Genomic DNA, 22,478 nt, shown 5'->3' with positions numbered 1-22,478 from the left:
TCATGAAAATAGAACAAATTTATACAGGATGCATAGCTCACGCTGCATATTACATAGAGAGCAATGGTGAAGCTGCGGTATTTGATCCTCTAAGAGAGGTGAATCCTTATATAGAAAGAGCAGCAAAAGATAACGCACAGATTAAGTATGTTTTTGAGACTCATTTTCATGCCGATTTTGTGAGCGGTCACCTAGACCTACGTGAACGAACAGGAGCACAAATTGTTTTTGGACCTACGGCACAACCTGGTTACGACGCTTTGATTGCAAAAGACGAGCAGGTTTTTGAGTTAGGTGATTATAAAATAAAAGTAATCCATACTCCTGGTCACACTATGGAAAGTACGACCTATTTATTAATCGATCAAGATGGTAAAGAACACGGTATCATTACAGGAGATACTTTATTTATAGGAGATGTAGGACGTCCAGACCTAGCTCAGCATGTTGTAGAAGATCTTACAGAAGACAAGCTAGCTGGTTACTTGTACGATTCGCTGCGTAACAAAATTTTACCGTTAAGTGATGATTTAATTGTGTACCCTAATCATGGTGCTGGATCAGCATGTGGTAAAATGATGAGCAAGGAAACTACAGATACCTTAGGAAACCAGAAGAAAACCAATTATGCATTGCAAGAAATGAGCAAAGAAGAGTTTAAAAAAGCACTTCTTACTGGTCTCACACCACCACCAGGTTATTTCCCTCAAAATGTAATGATGAATATTAAAGGTTATGAAAGTTTAGACACCGTTATGGATAGGGCGACAAAAGCTCTATCACCAGCAGCGTTTGAAGCTGCAGCAAATGAAACTGGAGCAATCATCCTAGATGTAAGATCTCAAGAAGAATTTGCAAACGGTCATATCCCTAGATCCATATTTGTAGGTTTAGACGGTAATTTTGCACAATGGGTAGGATCGCTAATTGCAGATGTCAAACAACCATTACTACTTATTACAACAAAAGGTCGAGAAAAAGAAACTCTAACAAGACTTTCCCGAGTAGGCTTTGACCAAACAATTGGCTATTTAAAAGGCGGATTTGAAGCATGGAAGCAAGCCGCTATGGAATATGATAAAGTGACCTCAATAACAGTTAAGCAATTTGAAGAAGAGCAAAATGAACGTCATCTACCTATTTTTGATGTACGTAAAGAAGGTGAGTTTTTATCAGAACATGTCGTGGACGCTCACAACACTCCACTAGATTACATTAATGATCACCTAGCATCATTTCCAGAAAACACTTTTTTCATTCACTGCGCTGGTGGTTATAGAAGCATGATTGCAGCATCGATATTAAAAAGTCGAGGTATACATAATTTAATAAATGTAGAAGGAGGGTTTAACGCTATTAAAGAAATTGATATCGCTGTTACTAATTATGTCTGTCCATCGACACTTTAGTAAGGTATCAAGTTATGGTTGAGTTAGTTGAAAGCGGCAAGAAATTGTCGCTTTTTTTTATTTGGATAGAACTAAAGTTGTCATGGCTCGTTCATCTTGCACATTAGTCGTTTTTACCGGTTCTAATAATTCTAATTGAAATTCTGAAAGCAATAAAGCAATGCGTTCTCTGGTTAAATAATAAGTCCCTTTTTGTCCATTATCTTTAAACCGTACTATTGGGGCATTACCATCTAGCCCGATGTTTGAGGCCATTCTAATTAATAGAGTGCCACCAGGTTTTAATACTCGTATCAATTCTTTAAACATTTCTGTAAATTGCTTTTCGCTTTTTGCAAAATGCAATACAGCACAACATAAAACGTGGTCAAAACTACTATCCTTATACGGTAGTTCATCCAGATTTGAATTTATAAAATTAGCTTTACTCTTTGGGTATTTCGCTTTCGCGAAAGCGAGAAAATCAGAATCTACATCGTCACCATAGATCTCAAAATCATTGTCATAGAACCATTTTAAATTTCTTCCTTTACCACAACCTGCATCTAAAATAGATTGTTTTGGATGATAACGATTTTTTAAAATCTGGTCAATAATATAAATATCAATACCACCTAGCAGGTCATTTGTTTGCTCAAAATTCATAAGTGTAAATTTAATAATCTAACATTTGTAATTATAATGAATTAGTGTAACAAAGGTCACTTTTAAATAGCTTAAGGCGTGGTATTTTTATTTTGAAAAATTATATAAAAATATTATCATGTCATTTTTAAGCAGCCTTTTTAGCACAAAATCATCGTCTGATCAAATAAAGAAATTATCTCCTGCAGATTTTAAGCAGGCTATTAAAAGTATGGACAAGACAAAACAATTATTAGATGTAAGAACACCTAGCGAATTTAAGAGTGGTCACATTAAAGGCGCCGTTAATATTGACTTTTTTAACACGTCTAAATTTATGGATGCGTTACAAAAATATGATAAAGAAAAGGCCATTTATTTATACTGTCGTTCTGGTAGCCGTAGTAATAATGCCGCTAGAAAACTTGAAAACATAGGTTTTAAAGAAATTTATGATTTACAAGGTGGTTTTATGAACTGGAGTTAGACAACTTTATCTATTTAAATAGAAAATCAGGAGAAATATAAATAAAGCTATCAGTCGATTAAATCGCAGCAATTGAGCTTAATTATTTTCTCACAAACTATCAATTACTTTACATGAACCTAAGATGTTTCAATGGATATAAATGGAGAAAATCATTGAACTATACATCTTAAATTTAAAAAGTTACACGGTGCATTAATGCAGTTAGCTGAAATAGCAGATCATGTTCTAAAGTTACGTGTAACTCCATTAAATACCATTCATAAATATTTATGACTTTCCTGAAATGGAATCTATGAAAATGTGACAGATGATCCCGCTTTCGCGAAAGCGAGATTTTAAAAAATTAACGGTTTTAAGTGACTATTGTAACACAAGAAACTAAGTCTAGAACCTATTTTTGTAAAACAAAATCATGTCACGATGGATACAGAAATTCTAGCCCGTATACAATTTGCTTTTACCATTGCCTTTCACTACATATATCCGCCTTTAAGTATAGGTATAGGATTAATTATGGCAATTATGGAAGGTTTATATCTCAAAACCGGTAATAAACAGTATGAAGTCCTGACGCGTTTTTGGTTAAAAATATTTGCGATCACTTTTGGGATAGGTGTTGCGACTGGTATCATCATGGAATTTGAATTTGGTACTAATTGGTCAGTTTATTCTAGATATGTAGGAGATATTTTTGGAAGCGCACTTGCTGCCGAAGGTCTCTTTGCATTTGGTCTAGAGAGTACTTTCTTAGGAATTTTACTTTTTGGATGGAATCGAGTTTCTCCTAAAGTTCACTTTTTCTCAACTATAATGGTGTTCTTAGGTTCTATGTTTTCTGCGGTATGGATAGTTGTGGCAAATAGCTGGCAACAAACGCCTGCCGGATACCATATCGTAGGTGAAGGATTTGATGCCAGAGCTGAAGTGACTGACTTCTGGGCTATGGTTTTTAACCCATCGAGTGTCGATAGAATCATTCACGTCTGGCAAGGTGCTTTTCTTGCTGGGACTTTTCTAGTTCTTAGTGTACATGCTTACTATTTATTAAAAGGACGATATGTAGAAATATCAAAAAAAGCATTTAAAATTGCGCTAGCCGTTGCCACTATTTTTTCTTTGACACAATTGCTTTCTGGACACAGCTCTGCAGATGGCGTTGCCGTTAATCAACCAGCAAAGCTAGCTGCGATGGAAGGCCATTATGAAAAATCTGCACCTGCAGATTTGTATCTATTCGGTTGGGTAGATGACGAGACCCAAGAAGTCACCGGTATCAAATTACCTGGCGGACTCTCATTCCTAGTACATCAAGATTTTGAAGAGCCTATTACAGGTTTAAACGCTTTTCCAGAAAATGAACGTCCTGGACAGGTAAATGCTGTTTTCCAGTTTTATCATATTATGATATCGATAGGCATGTTTTTAATAGGATTGACCTTATATGCTTGTTTTTTATGGTGGCGAGGCACTTTATTTGATAAAAAATGGTTGCTCAAAATATTTGCCTTCTCTGTATTACTACCACAGATTGCAAATCAAGTAGGCTGGTTTGCTGCAGAGATGGGAAGACAACCATGGATAGTCTATGGTCATTTAAGAACTGATGAAGGATTTTCGCAAGAGGTATCATCTAATCAGATATTGTTCTCGTTAATTTTATTCTTAGTGGTTTACACAGTATTGTTTCTTTTATTTATTTATTCAGTAAATAAGAAGATAAAGCACGGCCCATATGACGAGGCAAAAAACCCAGATGAATTTTTAAAATACGTTTAAGACCAGCATTATGGAAACTTTTTTAGGTATAGATTACCCTACACTATGGTATTTAGTTGTTGGATTATTATTTTCAGGATATGCAATTTTAGAAGGCTTTGATTATGGTGCTGGCGCATGGCATTTATTTTTCAAAAAAGATTTAAGTCGACGTATCGCTATTAATGCCATAGGACCTTTATGGGATGCAAATCAAGTATGGCTTATTATAGGTGGCGGCGCCTTATTTGCAGGGTTTCCTGTGATGTACGCTACCATGTTATCTGCTATGTACATTCCATTTATGCTGTTTTTATTATTGCTGGTCCTAAGATCATCTGCCATTAAATTTAGAAGTTCTGAAGAGATGAAATGGTGGCGCACCACTTGGGACATCATCTATTTTATATCTAATACATTAATCGCATTTTTATTAGGAGTGGTTTTAGGTAATGTTTTACAAGGTTTTGAAATAGGAGAAAACTACACTTATAAAGGTGGTATTTTCTTTGCTTTTCTAAGTCCTTATGCCATCATGGCTGGATTTACAACCTTATCATTATTTATGACCCAAGGTGCTATTTTCTTGTTGCTTAAAACAGAAGGAAGACTACACAGCAGATTAACTTTTTTACTCAAAAAAGGGATGATTTTCTTTATCATTAGTTTTGCTGTGACCTCGTTATACACACTGATATTCTTACCAGGTGTGACAGATCGATTTAAGGAACAACCATTATTTTTTGCACTTCCTATATTAGCATTTCTAGCAGTGGCAAATGTGCCTCGATTGGTGTCTAAGAAAAAATATTTTCAAGCATTGATCTTTTCATCTTTAACGATGGCCTTTTTATTAATGTTAGTAGCCTTTCAACTATATCCAGTATTATTACCATCAACGATAGATCCGGCTTTTAGCGTTACGATATACAATGCAGCATCTTCTCAAAAGTCATTAGGAATCATGCTTACTATGGTAGTCGTAGGAGCTCCACTTCTTGCTGGATATCTTATCTTTTTATATAAAACATTTAATGGTAAAGTTCAATTAGACGATACCAGTTACTAGTCATAAAAAGGTATAATTACGCTTTCGCGAAAGCGAGATAAATCAACAAAAAGCCATCTATTAATAGGTGGCTTTTTAATTTAAATAAGGTTGAGTAACATAGGTTACTCTAGCAAGAAAAATAGCGAGTTAAATTTGCTTTACTAATCTCTTGTAATGAAGAAAATCTTATTATTTATAACCTTTAGTATTGCGATATTAACGCAAGCGACAGCACAGCAAACTACTCTAATTTCAAAAGAAGAAGTTGCTGAAAAAGTGGTTAAAAACAACAATTCTATAAAAATATCTGAGCAAGAATTTCTAGAAGCAAAAGCAGATTTTGATCAGACTAAAGCTGTTTTCTTGCCTAATATAACCGCTAGTCATACTGGTATTATCACCACTAATCCATTGATGGCTTTTGGTTCTAAACTAAATCAAGGAATCTTAACTTCAAACGACTTCAATCCAGATCTTCTTAATGATCCAGATCAGATTCAAAATTTTGCTACTATAATTGAAGTACAACAACCCTTAATTAATATAGATGGTTTGTATCAACGTAAAGCAGCAAGAGCGTCAATGGAAGCTGTATTACTTAAGAAACAGCGCACAGAAGAGTATCTATCTTTTGAAGTAGAAAATGCATACATGCAATTACAACTAGCTTACAAAGGGATTGCTGTATTAGAAAAAGTTCAAAAAGCAGCTCAAGAAAATTTAAAACTAGCCCAAGACAGATTAAAGCAAGGATACCTGCAACGTGCAGATGTTCTTAATGTAGAGGTAAGACTTACTGAAGTTCAAAACCAACTACAAACTGCGCGTAGTAACGTGCAAAATGCGTCAGATTATCTTTCTTATTTAATGGATGACGATGGTTATACTATATACAAGCCTAGTGATAGCTTAACGATTAAAAACATCACTATAAAGGACAATAACTTTTCTGAAAACAGATCAGATATTAAAGCCATGCAACTTGCTACTACTGCTTATGAAGCAGCAAACAAGGCAGACAAGATGGCTTTTCTACCTAGACTTAATGCATTTGGATCTTATGAATTGTATGATGAAAACCTATTTCAAGCGAGTGCAAATGGATATGTGGTAGGTGCACAATTGAGCTGGGATCTTTTTAAAGGATCACAACGTATCGGTCAGGCTAATAAAAGTAAAGCAACATTAGAGAAATCTAAGTTGCAATACGAGCAATATGTTTCTAAATCAAAATTAGAAATTAATAAGGCACAACGCATGCTTAATGATGCAGAAAACAGATTAAAACTAGCACAGCTAGCACTAGATCAGTCTAAAGAATCATTACGCATACGTACCAATAGATTTAAAGAAGGTCTTGAAAAAACATCGGACCTACTAAATGCCGAAACCCAATTTGCTCAAAAACAATTAGAATATTATCAAACGGTTTTTGAATTCAACTATGCACAGGCGTATATCAACTTTTTAACCAAGTCAAAATAACAAACCCATATAATAAAAGAGCCCAAGCTTTTTATTTATAAAATATAAAGAATGAAAAAATCATATATCCTATTAACCGCAGTCTTTACCTTACTAATAATGAGCTGTGGTGAAAAAGAGTTTCAACCAGTGGTGGACAATTCTCCTGCAATTCCTGTAACGGTACAGGCAGTAATTGACAATAATAGCAGTCCTTTTCTTGCGGTAAGCGGTAAAGTTCAAGCAGCAAATAGCGCACAATTGAGCACACGCATGATGGGATTTGTAAATAATGTTCTAGTTAACGTAGGTGATCCAGTAAAAAAGGGTCAGTTGTTAGTGTCCATTAATAATGCAGATTTACAAGCAAAAAAAGGACAAGTAAACGCTAGTATAACCGAAGCTACTGCAGCATTTAATAATGCTCAAAAAGATTACAACAGATTTAAAAATCTCTTTGCAGATAATAGTGCGTCACAAAAAGAACTAGATGACATCACGGCAAATTTTAATATGGCCAAGGCTCGTCTAGAAGGTGCACAGCAAATGAAAAATGAAATTAATGCTCAGTTTGCATATTCTAATATAACCGCGCCTTTTAATGGTGTTATTACTAGCAAAAACATTAAAAAAGGTGACATGGCAAATCCTGGACAACCGTTACTTTCTATAGAGGCGCCTGGCGATTTTGAAGTAATGGCTATGGTACCTGAAACTGAGATCTCTCAAATTAAAAAAGAATCAGAAGTACAGGTAACGATATCTTCCATTCAACAAACATTAACTGGTAAGGTAAAAGAAGTAAGTACATCTGCACAACAAACTGGTGGTCAGTATCTAGTAAAAATAACGTTAGATAAAACAGAGGTACCGGTTCTATCAGGCATGTTTGCCACTATTGCTTTCCCTGTTGAAAGAAAAGCTGCAAATCATAATGTTCTAATTCCGTCATCGGCACTTATTACAAAAGGTCAACTTACTGGTGTGTATACCATCAGTGAGAATAATACAGCCATGCTACGCTGGTTGCGATTAGGTAGAACTCTAGGTGATCAAGTAGAAATATTATCAGGACTTAATGCCGATGAAAAATACATTACCTCATCAAATGGTAAGCTATTTAACGGTGCAAAAGTGACTATACAATAATTCAATATTGCGTTAAGGATAGTAGTGAAAATCCTTTTTGTGGTTTTTTTCGCTTTCGCGAAAACTGCCTTCAAAAAGATTGTAACGGATAGCCTGTTAAAACGCCCAAAAAATATATCTAATGAAAGAAGGATTAGCTGGTAAAGTTGCCAAAGTCTTTATGAATTCAAAGCTGACTGTGCTCTTAATGATCGTCTTTATGGTCGTAGGAGTATACAGCTCATTTTTAATACCACGTGAAGAAGAACCACAGATCGATGTGCCTATGGCAGACATTTTTGTAGGTTATCCAGGTGCTAGCCCTACTGAGGTGGAATCTCGTGTTATTAAACCACTGGAGCAACTTATTTCTAACATCAAAGGTGTCGAGTACGTCTACTCTACTTCTATGAAGGAACAAGGAATGGTGATTGTGCAGTTTTATGTGGGCGAGGATATTGAACGCAGTTTTGTAAAATTATACAACGAGATTAATAAACACATGGATCAAATGCCTGAAGGCGTGACCATGCCACTAGTAAAAACTCGTGCCATAGATGATGTCCCGATGCTAGGCCTTACTTTATGGAGTGAGAACTATAGTGATTATCAACTAGGACAAATGGCTCATGAATTAGAGGCCGAAATAAAGAAAATAAACGATGTCGCTATCACACATAAAATAGGTGGTAGAGAACGTCAACTAAGAGTTGTTTTAGATAAGGATAAACTAGCCTCTAGTGGTCTAGACTTTATGCAAGTCTCTCAAATGATTAAGGCTAATAACGCACAACTTAATGCTGGAAAATTTGATAAAAACGACACCGAGTTTATCGTTAACACTGGTGATTTTCTAGCCAGTACTACTGATGTTGAAAATCTTGTAGTTGGTGTGCAACAAAATCAACCTATCTATTTAAAACAAGTCGCTCAAATAATTGATGGACCAGAGGTGCCTCAAAGTTATGTTAGTTTAGGCTTTGGTCAAGGAAGTGATAAAAAAACCGATTTCTTATCTGAATATCCAGCGGTAACTATATCTGTTGCAAAACGTAAAGGTGCAGATGCTATGAAAATTGCAGATGTCATTATTGCCAAAGTTGAACACCTGCGCAAGACCTTAATACCAGATGATGTGCAAGTAGAAATTACACGTAATTATGGCGAGACGGCATCTCATAAAGTTTCAGAATTATTATTGCATCTTATAGGTTCTATTATTGCTGTAACCTTTGTTGTAATGCTAGCGATGGGCTGGCGTGGTGGACTCGTTGTATTTCTTTCTGTACCGATCACGTTTGCATTAACTTTATTGAGTTATTACATGCTGGACTACACCTTAAACAGGATCACCTTATTTGCATTAGTGTTTGTAACCGGTATTGTAGTTGATGATTCCATCATTATAGCAGAGAATATGCACCGGCACTTTAAAATGAAGCGATTGCCTTTTAAGGATGCTGCTTTATATGCTATAAACGAAGTAGGGAACCCTACTATCCTAGCAACTTTTACGGTAATCGCATCTGTATTACCTATGGCTTTTGTATCTGGATTAATGGGACCATATATGGCACCTATGCCTATAGGAGCTTCCATTGCCATGATTTTATCTTTGTTTGTAGCCTTAACCATTACTCCATACTTAGGTTATATATTCCTAAGAGAAAAAGACAAAAAAGGTAGCGTTGAAAAAACAGAAAAACCACTTGAAGAAACTCTTATTTATAGACTGTATAATAAATTTGAGCGTCCTTTAATGGAAAATCGTTTCAAACGATGGTTATTTCTAGGTGGTACTTTTTTGATTTTACTAGTTACCATGGGATTGTTTTTCACAAATTCTGTTGCGGTAAAAATGTTGCCATTTGACAATAAAAATGAATTTCAAGTGGTCATAGATATGCCTGAAGGTACAACTCTAGAACGCACTGGTGTGGTCGCTCAAGAAATATCTCAGTATTTATCTACTAGACCAGAAGTAGTCAATTATCAAAATTACATCGGGACATCTGCACCTATCACTTTTAATGGACTAGTGCGTCATTATGATTTGCGTGGTGGTAGTAATATGGCTGACATACAAGTCAACCTTATCGATAAAGAAAAACGCGATGCACAAAGTCATGATATTGCTAGCTTGATGCGTCCTGATATTCAAAAAATCGCTGCGAAGTATAATGCTAATGTAAAACTGGTAGAAGTACCGCCAGGACCACCAGTACTTTCCACAATTGTTGCAGAAATTTATGGTCCAGATTATGAACAGCAAATTACTGTAGCAAATGAGGTTCAAAATATTTTAAAGAACACGGATGATGTAGTTGATATAGACTGGATGGTAGAAAACGACCAAACTGAATATCAATTTACCATCAACAAAGAAAAGGCAATGTTATATGGCGTGGCACCACAACAAATAGCCTACACCATGCACCTAGCACTATCTGATAGACCAATAACAAATCTATATGATGAAGATGCTGTACAGCAAATAGGTATCGTACTAGCACTAGATGAAAAAGAGAAGTCAACGATTCAAGACATTTCACAACTTAAAGTTGCTTCTAATCAGGGAACCATGGTACCTATCGCAGACTTAGTAGAGATCAGTGAGTCTATAAGTGCAAAAAGTATTTATCGTAAAAATCAAAAAAGAGTCGTTTACGTCATGGCTGATATGGCAGGAGAACTAGAAAGTCCTGCTTATGCTATTTTAGGAATGGAAGAAAAATTAAAATCGATCCCTATGCCTGAAGGCTACAGTATTAGCGAAATGTATTTAGGCCAACCAGATTTTGAAGATGATTATACGGTAAAGTGGGATGGCGAATGGCAAATAACATTAGAAGTATTTAGAGATCTGGGAATTGCATTTTTAGGAGCTATCATCTTAATCTACATATTAATTGTAGGATGGTTTCAAAATTTTAAAGCACCTATCGTTATGATGGTGGCCATACCGTTATCCCTAATCGGTATTATTTTAGGTCACTGGATTATGGGTGCTTTCTTTACCGCAACATCTTTTATAGGAATGATAGCCCTAGCCGGCATTATGGTTAGGAACTCTGTACTATTAATAGACTTCATCAACTTAAGAACTGCCGAAGGTGTGCCTCTTAAACAGGCTGCTATTGAAGCTGGTGCTGTACGTACCACTCCTATCTTGCTTACAGCAGGTACAGTTGTTATAGGCGCATTTGTCATACTATTTGACCCTATTTTTCAAGGGTTGGCAATATCATTAATGGGTGGAACTATTGTGTCTACTGTATTGACCCTACTGGTAGTACCATTAGTTTATTATATGATAGAAAAGAAAAATTATAAATAATAAAATCAAGCAATGTTAAATACATATTTTAGAGTAATCGTAGGTACCATGGTACTTTTAAGCGTGGTGTTAACCGTTTATGTAAACCCAAACTGGATGTGGTTTACGGTATTTATAGGTGTTAACCTTATACAGTCTGCATTTACAAAGTGGTGTTTACTAGAAACTATTCTAGTTAAATTGGGTGTTAAGAAAGAAGCAAAAGGTTGTGCTGTAAAATAGAAATATCAATACAGCACTTAAAATTGTTGTGAAGCCCAAATAATAGCCTCATCTAGTGTAGCACAAATTATAAAAGGCTTTGATAAAAAGTTTTTTTCAAAACTAGCTGTTTTGATTTTAATTCCATTGTCTGCAACTACAGCCATACCGATTAAATTCTCAACAGCTGCAACCTTAGGGTAAATTAACGGATTTACTGAATAGGAATACACTCGGTTAGAAATATAAATGAATTTTTGATCGCTGAAATGATTTTCAATCAACGCATGGAAGATATCGATATCATCTACTTCAACAGAATATCCCTCTTTAACTTGTACAATTAAATAAAGTTTAAAAATGAATATATCTGCATATCCTATATCGTAATGTTTTATTGATTTCATAAAGCTAAGTTGGTTCTTAAAGATAGGCTTTTTATTATTTATAGCTATGTGTTTTAGGTTCCGCTTTCGCGAAAGCGGAATTATTACAAACAATTGTCTAAAAATGAGAATCTCTCTGTTTTAGTAGCCTTAAATAGAGAAATTAATGAAAACGGTACGATTCTATACTTCATTTAGGACTCTTTAAGACCTGGCTATATCGTTTTAGTAGGTATCTTGAATTCTCTTAAAACAACCTATGAAAAGAATATTTTTACTAGCGCTAGCCATAGCTTTAATCTCATGTAATGATCAAAAGCTGACTTCTATAAACGTATCAAATATAGACGAGCTGCAAAGTGCAATTGACGACTCAAAAGCCGGAGATGTTATCACCATGAAAAACGGTATCTGGAAGGATGCTCAAATCAAATTTCATGGAATGGGAACAGAGCAAAAACCTATAGTTTTAAAAGCAGAAACACCTGGTGAGGTAATCTTAGAAGGACAGTCTTTTTTAAAGTTAAGTGGTGAATATCTAGTTGCCAAAGATCTTTATTTTAAGAATGGATACACACCAGACGAAGCAGTTATAATATTTAGAAACTCCCCTGACTCTATCGCTTTTAACTGTCGTGTTACTGGTACAGTTATAGAAGAGTTTACACAACCTGATCGTCATAGAAAAGATCACTGGATAGAGTTTTATGGCAAACATAATGAACTAGATCACAGTTATATTGCTGGAAAATCTAATGAAGGACCTACTTTAAAGGTATATCTTAATGGTAACGAACATGTAAATAATTATCATAAGATACATGACAACCATTTCGGGCCTAGACCTAGAAAAGGTGGTCCTAAGGCTGAGACTATGCAACTAGGTGCTAGTACAACGTCTATGACACCGTCCTATACTCAAGTAACTAATAACCTTTTTGAAAAATGTAATGGTGAGGTAGAAATTATTTCTAGTAAATCTAATTTCAATAACTTTTCTAATAACGTATTTCTAGAGAGTGAAGGATCTGTAGTAACTAGACATGGTAATTATGCAACTATAAGTGGTAACATATTTATAGGTAATGATAACCCTTATGTAGGTGGAATACGTGTTATTAATACTGGTCACGTAGTAACAAATAATTATTTCTATAAAATGCGCGGTACAGAATTCCGTAGTGGACTGGCTGTTATGAACGGTATCCCTAAATCTCCTTTAAATAGATATAACCAGGTAACTGATGTAGTTATAGCACACAATAGCTGGATAGACTGTGAACAACCTATACATTTTTCTGTAGGTGTAAACACTGATCAGGCAGAGGTTTTACCACCGTCTGAAATAAGATCTGCACGTCCTAAAAGAGTCATATTTGCTAATAATCTTGTATATAATGACCGATTTACTTCTTATCCTATTAAGGCTTATGATAAAATAGATGGTGTGAAATTTAAAAACAATTTACTGTTAAGTAATAAAAATATGGATTCTGATCGTGAAGATTTCACATTAAAATCTATCTCTAATACGTTAGGTGACGAGCTTTTTTACACTCCTGCACAGTATGATGGTAAGTTATATGATGGTTATGGTTTTAATGATATCGATGTAGATCTTTTTGGTAAATCTAGAAACCAAGATCAAAATTACATAGGTGCTATTATCCCACCAGTGAGCGATAAAAAAGCAACGGTAGATTATTCTATTTATGGTGCAAAATGGTTTACACCTTCTACTGGAAATAAAGATATAAAAACTCATACAGTTACAAATGCGAGTGAGTTCATGGCAGCTATTAAAGATGCTAATTCTGAAGATATTCTTTCTTTAAAAGAAGGTACTTACTTGATAGATGAAACGATCACACTAGCTAAGGAGTTAAAAATAACATCTGCCAATAAAGATGCTAGAGCAACTATACAATTTGATAATTTAAAGACTGCTTTCTTAATGCAACCTAAAGGTATTTTACATTTAGAAAATTTAAATATTCTAGGTACTGCAGACCAAGATCTCTTCAGAACAGAAGATAAGGATATGTCTAAGGCTTATGGTATTCATCTTAATGACATAAGTGTTGAAAATTTCAAATCTGTGTTAGATGCGTCTAAAAGCTCATTTGCAGATGAGATTATAGTTAACAATTCTACTTTCAAAAACTGTATCAACGGATTTTTGCTAGACAAGGAAATAGATGATAAAGGAGATTACAACGTAGAGTTTCTAACTATAACAAAATCTAATTTTGACAACATATCTAACGAAGTGATAGATTTCTATAGAGGTGGTTATGATGAGTCTACCATAGGAGGTATTTTAAACCTTTCTGGCAACACTTTTACTAACTCTGGTAATCTAGATAAAGATGAAATTCTAATCAATACTAGAGGTATCGTAAACGTGACTTTTGAGAACAATACTTTTACTAATAACGACACTAAGTTTACAGCTGTTTTATGGGGTGCCAAAGGGCAACAACCGGTTAACAATACAGTTACTAACTCTGGTGAAATTAAAGTAGTTGAAAATATAGAATTGAAACTAGTTTATTAATTTAAAGAATATTGTAGAATTAATTTTTAATTCTCTTAAAGTAAAGCCTAATGATATTCAAATCATTAGGCTTTTTTTATGTGCTTTCATATAATCCTAAAATCTATAAACACTAGTAAAATAGCGCCCAATCTTTCTAAATAGATATATATAAATCACTTATAAAGCTCGTATCGTAAACTAGTAAACCTCCCTTATATCTCTTCATAAGGACATCATTGGACATGGTCAATCATTTGTATAATCTTATTCTATGCAAATTAAGTTCATGAAACAGCTCTTTCTATAGATTTATATAGCATCATAATACAAGAACACTTTGTACAAACATGGAAGAAAGCCTCTATTTTAAGATTTATAGTTCACTATCAAATTGAAAAATAAATCTCAAAATTTTGCATAAAAAAATCCCTGATAGGAAATCTATCAGGGATAATTCTTAAACATGTTGGCTAATTTATTGAAAAATCAAATTGATTTTTCAGAATTCATAGTATCTACTATTAGATACCTAATGCCTGACCACCACCTATTTGGATAGTTTCTGCAGTTATGAATGATGCATCTTTACTAGCTAAGAAAGAAACAACACCAGCAACATCTTCTGGCTGTCCTAGTCTACCTAATAAGATATTATTTGCCCAAGAAGCAAATACTTCTGGCTTAGTAGATTTGATTTGCGCATGGAAAGGAGTATCGATAGTACCAGGAGATACTGCATTTACTCTAATTCCATATTCTGCAAGATCCTTTGCAAGTGCTCTTGTAATAGCATGCACACCAGCTTTAGACGTTCCATAAATACCTGCACCTGGTCCACCAGCATTCCATGCAGCGTTAGAAGTATAGTTAATTATAGAAGGGTGTTCTCCATTTTTAAGAAATGGTATAGCTGCTCTTGATGCAAAAAATACAGAATCAAGGTTAAGAGCCATTACAAATCTATAAAACTCAGTAGTCATCTCTTCAAATCTAGATCTACCACCTAAACCACCAGCGTTGTTTACTAGCACATCAATTCTACCATATTTATTACCTATTTCAGTAATATTAGCAGTTACAGCATCTTCTTTAGTAACATCAAAACCTAGGTATTCAGCAGTAACACCTTCAGCAGTAAGTTCTTCAACTCTTTTTGCTCCAGCCTCATCATCTATACCGTTTAAAACAACCGTATAACCATCTTTACCTAATCTTTTTGCTACTTCAAAACCGATACCACCAGTTGCCCCAGTTACTACCGCTACTTTTCCTTCAAATTTCATATTATTGATTTAGTTTAAATTTATTTTTTTTTAATTTTTTAAGCTCTTTGTAATGGCTTAATCTTAGGGATAAGCACCCAAACAGCAAACACTACGATTGCTACAAGTACAGCCCCTATAAGAAATACAAAAGAATACTTATCTGCTGGTAATTTTGAACCTATGTACCATGTTAGTCCTGCAGCAGCAAACTTTGCAGACATACCAGCTAGTCCTGATAGCGTACCAACCGATTTACCACTATATAAATCACTAGGTAAAGTTTGAATATTTCCTATCGCAGTTTGGAATCCGAATAAAACGACAGCCATGATTAAAACAGCTATTAATGGACTACCAGGATTACTTAATGATAATAATGCAGGAAGCATGATTGCACACCCTACACCTATAGTTGTTTTTCTTACCTTGTTAACATCCCACCCTCTATTAAAGAAATTCTTTGCTAACAAACCACCGAACCAAGCACCAATCATAGCACCTAGATAGGGTATCCATCCATATTTTGTAATACCTTCTATACCCACACCGAATACGTTTACAAGGTAGTTAGGTATCCAGACTACAAAAATCCACCAGATAGGGTCTATAGCCGCAGATGCTATAATAACACCCCAACTTTGTTTAAAGCCTAATAATTTACCGTAAGACATACTCTTAGGTTCTACCTCACCTTCTACAGTGGCAACTTCATTTTTCTGACCATTAAGAATACGATCTTTTTCCTCATCTGTAAGCCAAGGGTGTTTTTTAGGTCCAATTTTCACAACAACTAACCATGGTATTAACCAAAGAAACCCTAGTAAAGCGATAATCATAAAGATGATGTGCCAATGTAGTTTTTGTGCCATAAATCCAATAAGAGGTATCGATATTAACGCTCCAAAAGAAGCACCAAAATTAAATATACCTTGGGCGATTGCACGCTCATTAGTAGGGAACCACTCTGCATTACCTTTTGCAGCACCAGGCCAGTTACCAGCTTCAGCTAGTCCTAAAAGAGATCTCACAAATGTAAAACCTAGAACACCACTTACTAAAGCATGTAAACCAGTCGCTAGTGACCAAAAACCAATAGATAAAGCAAAACCAAAACGTGTTCCTAATTTATCAAAAATTCTACCGAATAATGCCTGACCTAAAGCATAGGCGATAATGAAATATGTACCAATACTTCCATATATTTTTTTTCTACCGTCTGCATCTAATTCAGGGTAAAGCTCATCAGCAATACCTCCTTCAGTTTCCCATAAAACAGAAAACGCCTGTCTGTCTATATAATTTATTACGGCTGCTAGGGCAATTAACCCTACTACCCACCATCTTAATCCTTTGACTTTCATAGATTATGCCTCTTTGTCTCCAAAATAAGATACACCACTACCATCTAAAAAATCTTCACGTACCGGTGCAAAAACATCAATTAACATCCCTTCTTCTAGGCATACTGCGCTATGTAAAAGGTTAGGTTCCATATAAACACCGTCTCCAGCGCTCACTATTTGCTTTACTCCATCAATAATAAATTCAAACTTACCAGCCGCTACATAAGTAGTTTGTGTATGAAAATGTTTGTGTGGCGCTCCTTCAGCTCCTTTTTCAAACTTTACTTGAACCATCATTATCTGGTTATCGTACCCTAAAAATTTACGAGAAACTCCACCTCCTAGATTTTCCCATTTCATTTCTTCTGTAAGAATGTACTTTTCACTATATCTTTTCATGACTTATAATTTTATTAATTGGTGTGTTCCATCCCAAGAATAGGATTTCCCATTATATTCTATTGTATGATTCTTGTTGTTATCTCGCTTTCGCGAAAGCGTGTATAAATACATAGCACCGCCAGCATTAAAGGTCACGATATCATAACCATCTTGCTGCTCATGCTTTAAGTTTGAAATTACAGATTTAGGATAAGTTACTGTCTCTTTAACAGGATCAAAGAATCCATGAGGCTCAATAACACTTGCAAATGTGTGACTAGTCTTATTCTTAGGCTGTCTGATCAAATACTGTCTCTGTAGGTTTATATTAAATTCAGGATCATTAGCACCAGTTTGGGTAATAAATAGTTGCGTACTAGCATCAGCAACACTAGTAATACTATAAAAACGTTGTGCTTGTAAGAATGAAAACTGAGTGTTAGTAGCATTTGATTTAGGAGAACCTTGTGCTAATACTTCTAGATGATTATAACCATTATCTTTTCCTAAAACCGTTTTGTTAACTGGTCTGCTATAATCAAATTGAGTATCTATAATATCACCAAAGAAAGGATAATTTAAATCCATTTGATGACTTGTTTTAGAATCGATGTGATACAAATCAATAAGGAATGGTCTGTTAGAAATTTCTGGCTCATTAATCATCGTTATAGAACGAGACAAATTAGTACCATTATATGCTGTTGAATCTGCTGCTATACTTACTTGCAAACGTTCTCCACTCATATCTGTTTTTACAACATGAGAAACATGTTCTTCAGAATATTTTACATTTCCTTTATATTGAGATTTCTCATCTAGAACAACTGCTCCATGTGCAATGGTATGCTGTGCATATGTTTTATTTTCTGGTAGATACCTACCACCTCTTTTAGTTTCTATATTTAAAAAACGTGCCGCACCATAATCAGGCATAATCTCGTTACCATAATCATATACAGATAAACTTAATCTATCAAAGTGTCCATGACCCATTCCTTGAGTAGAAAATTTAAGAACCGCCTGTAGTTGACCTGATGTATTTTGTGGACTGCGCATTAATGCAAGACCACCGCTTTTTCCTTCTACACCATCTGCTATAAACATACTAGGTCTGTTATAGAAATCTTCTGTATCGTCTGTAATAGCATTGGCAGCTATAACACCAGCGTCAGTGTATGATATTTTATTCATCATTTTAATGACTGGTAAAAGACTTGCATCTTTATATTGCTTATAAGCTATGTTAGTGGCAAAAACTACCTCATCACTTTCCCATGTCTTACTTTTAATGGCATCATTAATAGGATAAAATCTTCCTTGCTCATCTGTAAGTTGCAGTAATGTAGTTACCGCTTTTCTAAGAATACCATCTCTATGTTCAAAGATCTTAACCTCTGGTTCATTATTTTCAATAGCTTGAGCAAATGCAATAAAGGGCAAAATAGCATACCTATGGTAATAAGGACCTTCACTATAGAAACCGTCGCTAGAGAATAAATGATCTAGTTGTGCTATAAAACCAGTTTTACCATCTTTATTAGATCCATAAATAGATCTTTGTACCATATCATCATCTCCTAACACCATACCAGTCATACCGACAGCAGCTACAGACCATGTTCCATGATTGTGGATTTTATTAAAAACCTCATAACTATCTTCACTTAAGAATTTTGCCATAGGGCGTAATAAATCTTTTTCTATTTTTAAGCGTTCATCTTCGGTTAAATAACCACGAGTAAGATCATATGATTGTATCATATAAAAAAGAGTTACTGCCTCGTTAAGACCTTGCCAGTATAATTTACCGCCTGGATGATTCTCCTTGTCTTTAGGGTGCATACCTAAGGTAGGATACATATTTGCATATCCATCAAACATATTTCTTATGTAAGTAAGCTTATCTTCTTGAGGATCTAAACTTTGAGATAATGCTACTTTATAAAGTTCGGCATAATTTTGTTTGTGTTTTTCATGAGAATAACCACCACCTGCATCTACTGGTTGCGGTATCTCTATAGGTGCAGTAAGAATAACATCTACAGATTGTGATAATTCTTTTAAAGTGTTTTTTACAACATCACTATTTGAGGATTTAAAATCTGCTATTCCATCGTCGCTTAAAAGCAATTTTGAACTAGAGTTAGTAGCCTCTATCGTTGTAGTATCACCACCTGCAGTAGTACTGTCCTCGCAAGAGACAACACCTAAAAGGCATACAATTAAAATTAATTTCCAATTCATAATCTTCTAGAAGGTTAATTGAGTAAAAACCAATAGTATTATCAAAAGATAAAAATAAATTGGTTGACCAATCTGGTTGCCCAAATTAAAGACAATAAATGCGAATTTGCAAATTAAACTATAGTTTGTTTAAGGAATTATAGACACAAAGGCATCTATCTTAAGAAAGAGATGTATTATTTGTGAAACACTAGGAATTAACTCATTAAAAATAAGAGTGTTTTAGCTTACTTTTCTTGACTTGTAAAAGATATTAAGTAATAATCCTGCAATGACCATCACCATACCTAAAATAGCCCATATCGTATAGGTTTCCATAAACCAGAACGCGCCTATAAGGACAGTAAAAATAACTTCTAGATATTTAAGAGGTGCAACTTGATTTGTAGATGCTATTTGAAAAGCTTTGGTCATAAAAAGTTGCCCTACAAAACCTACAACACCTAGACTACTTAAAATAATCCACTCATTACCTTGAGGAGTCCTCCAATCATTGAGAGCCAAAACACCTCCTAGCAAAGTTCCTATCGCCATAAAATAATTAATGATTACAATAGGGTGATCTTGCTTACCTATTTTAGAAATAGTTACAAATACGATTCCCATTACCAATGCAGATGAAAATATCAAGACGAGACCAATTAAACTAAGGTCGTTATCAAAACCTTTCATTACTAACACACCAGAAAAAGCTAATAGAAAGAACAACCATTGAATAGGTCTTATTTTTTCCTTGAGCCATATCACAGCAAAAATAGCTGCAAATACAGGTGATAAGTACCTAAGTACAACGGCAGTCCCTACAGGTAAATACTTTAAAGAAAGAAAAAATAATATTAAAGAAACAGCACCAGCAATACCTCTAGTTACTAATAAACTTCTTTTATTCCCTAATATTGGTATTTTCTTATAAAGTAAGAACACCATAGTAAGAATTAAAGTCCCTAGCGATCTAAAAAACACTAATTCATAGGCACTGAAATCTACCAAATATTTTACAAGTCCATTCATAACTGCAAATGCCAGTGTACTGAACAACATGTAAACGATAGCTTTTTGTAGGTCTTTCACTTTAAATAAAATAAAACATCAATGATGTTGAGTTATTAATAATATACTAGTCAATTATACAGCCGACAAAACTACAACGTCTAGTTTTATTATGACTTTTAATTCTCTAATTAAATGGATAAAAATAAATAGCCTTGATAAATGCTACTTAAATTTAAGCAAACAAAAATCCCAACGAATAAACATCGTTGGGATTAAAGCAATTGGCTATTTCAATCTTCTATTTAGTAACCTGGATTTTGAGGTAATAAATTAGGATTTCTATCTAATTCATCTGCCGGCAATGGCATTAAGTAATCTGTAACAGAAAAATCGGATTTTGCACCTTCTAGACCAGACGCTCCAAATACAGTAGCACCGATTTGTCTTCTAGCGATATCATACCATCTTTTACCTTCAAAGGCTAACTCTAATCTACGCTCTTCAAGAACATCGTTTACAGTTACAGTTCCAGAAATATCTGCAGGCACTGCACTAGGCGCTACAGTTACAGTCACACCATCTTTTTCTGTAGTACCACCCATTCTAGCTCTCGCTCTAATACGGTTGATATAAGTTATAGCCGCTTGGTTTTCACCAACCTCTACTCCTGCTTCAGCAGCAATTAATAATACCTCAGCAAAACGAATCATAGAGTAGTTATGACTAGTTGCTCTAGCATTACCACGAGCAAAAGGGCCAGGGAAACGTGTATACTTAGCGATATATGGTTGATTTTTTGCAAACTGGTGTCCACTAGCTATAAAGTTAGTAAACGGCTCTAAATTACCATCTATAGAAGCACCATCATCCATACTTACCGCACGTCTGTAATCATCTGCAGGCCATGTTGTATAAACTGCTAGAGAAGGGACAGCTACAGACCAACCACCACCTTCATTTCGATCATCTCCTCTTATCCCAGTCATAGGTGCTATTTGATCATAAGCATTATTAGGTGCTTCAAAATTATTGTAATCTAACGCAAATATTGGCTCAACAGAACCATCTATCACATTTGCATTAAATAGATTTTGAAAATCTGAATCCAAATCATATTGATATGTACCTGCATTAAGAATCACTTCTTCAGCCTCGTCAAAAGCTCTTTGAAACATTGCTGTATCATTATTTCCTGCCATAGTTAAATAAACTAAAGCTAAGTAAGAACTAGCAGCACCTTTAGAAGGTATTGCACGAGTAGGTTGCGTATCTGGCAACCATGTCTTAGCATACTCTAAATCTGCAATAATATTCTCATAAACTTGTGCAGCAGGAGTTTTACCTATGCTTGCAGCAGCAGCAGCGTCAGACACCGGTTGGTCTAAATAAGGAACATCACCAAACTGTCTCACTAAATGAAAGTAATAAAATGCTCTTATAAAACGAGCTTGTGCGATAACTGGGTTTTTAATAGCTTCGTCTGCTGCAACAAATTCAGCTCCTGCTATAGCTTGATTTGCCGCAGCAATACCTTGATAAGTTTTAGGCCAGAATTCACTGATCATACCGTTATTACCTAACGTTGTTAAATCATTCATTTCCATCCTTCTTGTCTCATTAGAGGCAAGATCTACCATATCAGAACGCAACATTAATGCAATAGATAGTTTTCTACCCCAGAACTTTTCATTTATAGCATGAGTATAAGAACCATTAACAGCTGTTTGTATATCTTGAGTAGATTGGAAAAAACCTTCTGGAGCTAATAAACCGACAGGCTCTTCTTCCAGATCTGAACATCCCATTATTGATACCGCTATCAATAACAATAAAATTTTGAGTGCTTTCATAATTTTGTATATTAT

17 protein-coding genes are annotated in these 22,478 nt (G+C 34.8%); 9 read left to right on the top strand and 8 right to left on the bottom strand.

What is annotated here, in order from left to right:
• Positions 1 to 2: 2 nt before the first annotated feature.
• A complete protein-coding gene (locus ACJJVJ_RS13075) occupies positions 3 to 1,409 on the top strand; it encodes a rhodanese-like domain-containing protein (protein WP_405370794.1) in 1,407 nt (468 codons plus the stop codon).
• 57 nt (positions 1,410 to 1,466) lie between these two features.
• Here ACJJVJ_RS13075 and ACJJVJ_RS13070 read toward each other — a convergent pair whose 3' ends face one another.
• Positions 1,467 to 2,054 carry a class I SAM-dependent methyltransferase gene (locus ACJJVJ_RS13070; RefSeq protein WP_405370792.1) on the bottom strand — a complete coding sequence of 196 codons (588 nt, stop codon included), beginning with the start codon at positions 2,052 to 2,054 and terminating at the stop codon, positions 1,467 to 1,469.
• Positions 2,055 to 2,172: 118 nt separating this feature from the next.
• Between ACJJVJ_RS13070 and ACJJVJ_RS13065 the strand changes: the two genes are divergently transcribed.
• The 7 genes from ACJJVJ_RS13065 (at position 2,173) to ACJJVJ_RS13035 (ending at position 11,480) form a co-directional block, all read left to right on the top strand.
• Positions 2,173 to 2,520, top strand: coding sequence for a rhodanese-like domain-containing protein (locus tag ACJJVJ_RS13065; RefSeq protein WP_405370791.1), 348 nt, complete (start codon positions 2,173 to 2,175; stop codon positions 2,518 to 2,520).
• Positions 2,521 to 2,943: 423 nt separating this feature from the next.
• Positions 2,944 to 4,299: a cytochrome ubiquinol oxidase subunit I gene (locus ACJJVJ_RS13060; protein WP_405370790.1), complete on the top strand. Its 1,356-nt coding sequence runs from the start codon at positions 2,944 to 2,946 to the stop codon at positions 4,297 to 4,299.
• Between the two features lie 10 nt (positions 4,300 to 4,309).
• Positions 4,310 to 5,347: a cytochrome d ubiquinol oxidase subunit II gene (gene cydB / locus ACJJVJ_RS13055; protein ID WP_042247779.1), complete on the top strand. Its 1,038-nt coding sequence runs from the start codon at positions 4,310 to 4,312 to the stop codon at positions 5,345 to 5,347.
• A gap of 156 nt (positions 5,348 to 5,503) precedes the next feature.
• Positions 5,504 to 6,814 carry a TolC family protein gene (locus ACJJVJ_RS13050; protein WP_405370788.1) on the top strand — a complete coding sequence of 437 codons (1,311 nt, stop codon included), beginning with the start codon at positions 5,504 to 5,506 and terminating at the stop codon, positions 6,812 to 6,814.
• Between the two features lie 51 nt (positions 6,815 to 6,865).
• Positions 6,866 to 7,942 carry an efflux RND transporter periplasmic adaptor subunit gene (locus ACJJVJ_RS13045; RefSeq protein ID WP_405370787.1) on the top strand — a complete coding sequence of 359 codons (1,077 nt, stop codon included), beginning with the start codon at positions 6,866 to 6,868 and terminating at the stop codon, positions 7,940 to 7,942.
• Positions 7,943 to 8,063: 121 nt separating this feature from the next.
• Positions 8,064 to 11,258, top strand: coding sequence for an efflux RND transporter permease subunit (locus tag ACJJVJ_RS13040; RefSeq protein ID WP_405370786.1), 3,195 nt, complete (start codon positions 8,064 to 8,066; stop codon positions 11,256 to 11,258).
• Positions 11,259 to 11,270: 12 nt separating this feature from the next.
• Positions 11,271 to 11,480 (top strand): DUF2892 domain-containing protein, encoded by a 210-nt coding sequence (locus ACJJVJ_RS13035; RefSeq protein ID WP_405370784.1) that lies wholly within the window; start codon positions 11,271 to 11,273, stop codon positions 11,478 to 11,480.
• 17 nt (positions 11,481 to 11,497) lie between these two features.
• On the opposite strand, the gene ACJJVJ_RS13030 is transcribed toward ACJJVJ_RS13035, so the two are convergent.
• Positions 11,498 to 11,866 carry a hypothetical protein gene (locus tag ACJJVJ_RS13030; RefSeq protein WP_405370783.1) on the bottom strand — a complete coding sequence of 123 codons (369 nt, stop codon included), beginning with the start codon at positions 11,864 to 11,866 and terminating at the stop codon, positions 11,498 to 11,500.
• A 238-nt stretch (positions 11,867 to 12,104) separates the two neighbouring features.
• On the opposite strand from ACJJVJ_RS13030, the gene ACJJVJ_RS13025 reads away from it, so the two are divergent.
• A complete protein-coding gene (locus ACJJVJ_RS13025; RefSeq protein ID WP_405370781.1) occupies positions 12,105 to 14,402 on the top strand; it encodes a chondroitinase-B domain-containing protein in 2,298 nt (765 codons plus the stop codon).
• Positions 14,403 to 14,905: 503 nt separating this feature from the next.
• Here ACJJVJ_RS13025 and ACJJVJ_RS13020 read toward each other — a convergent pair.
• The 6 genes from ACJJVJ_RS13020 to ACJJVJ_RS12995 all read right to left on the bottom strand — a co-directional run bounded on the left by ACJJVJ_RS13020 (position 14,906) and on the right by ACJJVJ_RS12995 (position 22,463).
• Positions 14,906 to 15,667: an SDR family NAD(P)-dependent oxidoreductase gene (locus tag ACJJVJ_RS13020; protein WP_104515744.1), complete on the bottom strand. Its 762-nt coding sequence runs from the start codon at positions 15,665 to 15,667 to the stop codon at positions 14,906 to 14,908.
• Positions 15,668 to 15,705: 38 nt separating this feature from the next.
• The gene (locus tag ACJJVJ_RS13015) at positions 15,706 to 17,010 is read right to left on the bottom strand and encodes an MFS transporter (RefSeq protein ID WP_104515745.1); all 1,305 of its coding nucleotides are present in this window, start codon (positions 17,008 to 17,010) and stop codon (positions 15,706 to 15,708) included.
• Between the two features lie 3 nt (positions 17,011 to 17,013).
• A complete protein-coding gene (locus ACJJVJ_RS13010; RefSeq protein WP_104515746.1) occupies positions 17,014 to 17,391 on the bottom strand; it encodes a cupin domain-containing protein in 378 nt (125 codons plus the stop codon).
• A gap of 3 nt (positions 17,392 to 17,394) precedes the next feature.
• Positions 17,395 to 19,620: a heparinase II/III family protein gene (locus tag ACJJVJ_RS13005; RefSeq protein ID WP_405370777.1), complete on the bottom strand. Its 2,226-nt coding sequence runs from the start codon at positions 19,618 to 19,620 to the stop codon at positions 17,395 to 17,397.
• 222 nt (positions 19,621 to 19,842) lie between these two features.
• Positions 19,843 to 20,691 carry a DMT family transporter gene (locus ACJJVJ_RS13000; protein ID WP_405370775.1) on the bottom strand — a complete coding sequence of 283 codons (849 nt, stop codon included), beginning with the start codon at positions 20,689 to 20,691 and terminating at the stop codon, positions 19,843 to 19,845.
• 224 nt (positions 20,692 to 20,915) lie between these two features.
• On the bottom strand, positions 20,916 to 22,463 hold the full coding sequence (locus ACJJVJ_RS12995) for a RagB/SusD family nutrient uptake outer membrane protein (protein WP_405370773.1): 1,548 nt from the start codon (positions 22,461 to 22,463) through the stop codon (positions 20,916 to 20,918).
• Between the last annotated feature and the right edge of the window lie 15 nt (positions 22,464 to 22,478).

Source organism: Nonlabens sp. Asnod2-A12, assembly GCF_045063745.1.
Taxonomy (GTDB): Bacteria; Bacteroidota; Bacteroidia; order Flavobacteriales; family Flavobacteriaceae; genus Nonlabens; species Nonlabens xylanidelens.
The sequence above is the reverse complement of the archived record's forward strand: the minus strand, read 5'-3'. Positions and strand labels throughout refer to the sequence as shown.

Bases quoted from the DNA above. Each gene is read 5' to 3' on its own strand.
- ACJJVJ_RS13075 (WP_405370794.1), top strand. From the start codon at position 3: ATGAAAATAGAACAAATTTATACAGGATGCATAGCTCACGCTGCATAT.
- ACJJVJ_RS13070 (WP_405370792.1), bottom strand. From the start codon at position 2,054: ATGAATTTTGAGCAAACAAATGACCTGCTAGGTGGTATTGATATTTAT.
- ACJJVJ_RS13065 (WP_405370791.1), top strand. From the start codon at position 2,173: ATGTCATTTTTAAGCAGCCTTTTTAGCACAAAATCATCGTCTGATCAA.
- ACJJVJ_RS13060 (WP_405370790.1), top strand. From the start codon at position 2,944: ATGGATACAGAAATTCTAGCCCGTATACAATTTGCTTTTACCATTGCC.
- cydB (WP_042247779.1), top strand. From the start codon at position 4,310: ATGGAAACTTTTTTAGGTATAGATTACCCTACACTATGGTATTTAGTT.
- ACJJVJ_RS13050 (WP_405370788.1), top strand. From the start codon at position 5,504: ATGAAGAAAATCTTATTATTTATAACCTTTAGTATTGCGATATTAACG.
- ACJJVJ_RS13045 (WP_405370787.1), top strand. From the start codon at position 6,866: ATGAAAAAATCATATATCCTATTAACCGCAGTCTTTACCTTACTAATA.
- ACJJVJ_RS13040 (WP_405370786.1), top strand. From the start codon at position 8,064: ATGAAAGAAGGATTAGCTGGTAAAGTTGCCAAAGTCTTTATGAATTCA.
- ACJJVJ_RS13035 (WP_405370784.1), top strand. From the start codon at position 11,271: ATGTTAAATACATATTTTAGAGTAATCGTAGGTACCATGGTACTTTTA.
- ACJJVJ_RS13030 (WP_405370783.1), bottom strand. From the start codon at position 11,866: ATGAAATCAATAAAACATTACGATATAGGATATGCAGATATATTCATT.
- ACJJVJ_RS13025 (WP_405370781.1), top strand. From the start codon at position 12,105: ATGAAAAGAATATTTTTACTAGCGCTAGCCATAGCTTTAATCTCATGT.
- ACJJVJ_RS13020 (WP_104515744.1), bottom strand. From the start codon at position 15,667: ATGAAATTTGAAGGAAAAGTAGCGGTAGTAACTGGGGCAACTGGTGGT.
- ACJJVJ_RS13015 (WP_104515745.1), bottom strand. From the start codon at position 17,010: ATGAAAGTCAAAGGATTAAGATGGTGGGTAGTAGGGTTAATTGCCCTA.
- ACJJVJ_RS13010 (WP_104515746.1), bottom strand. From the start codon at position 17,391: ATGAAAAGATATAGTGAAAAGTACATTCTTACAGAAGAAATGAAATGG.
- ACJJVJ_RS13005 (WP_405370777.1), bottom strand. From the start codon at position 19,620: ATGAATTGGAAATTAATTTTAATTGTATGCCTTTTAGGTGTTGTCTCT.
- ACJJVJ_RS12995 (WP_405370773.1), bottom strand. From the start codon at position 22,463: ATGAAAGCACTCAAAATTTTATTGTTATTGATAGCGGTATCAATAATG.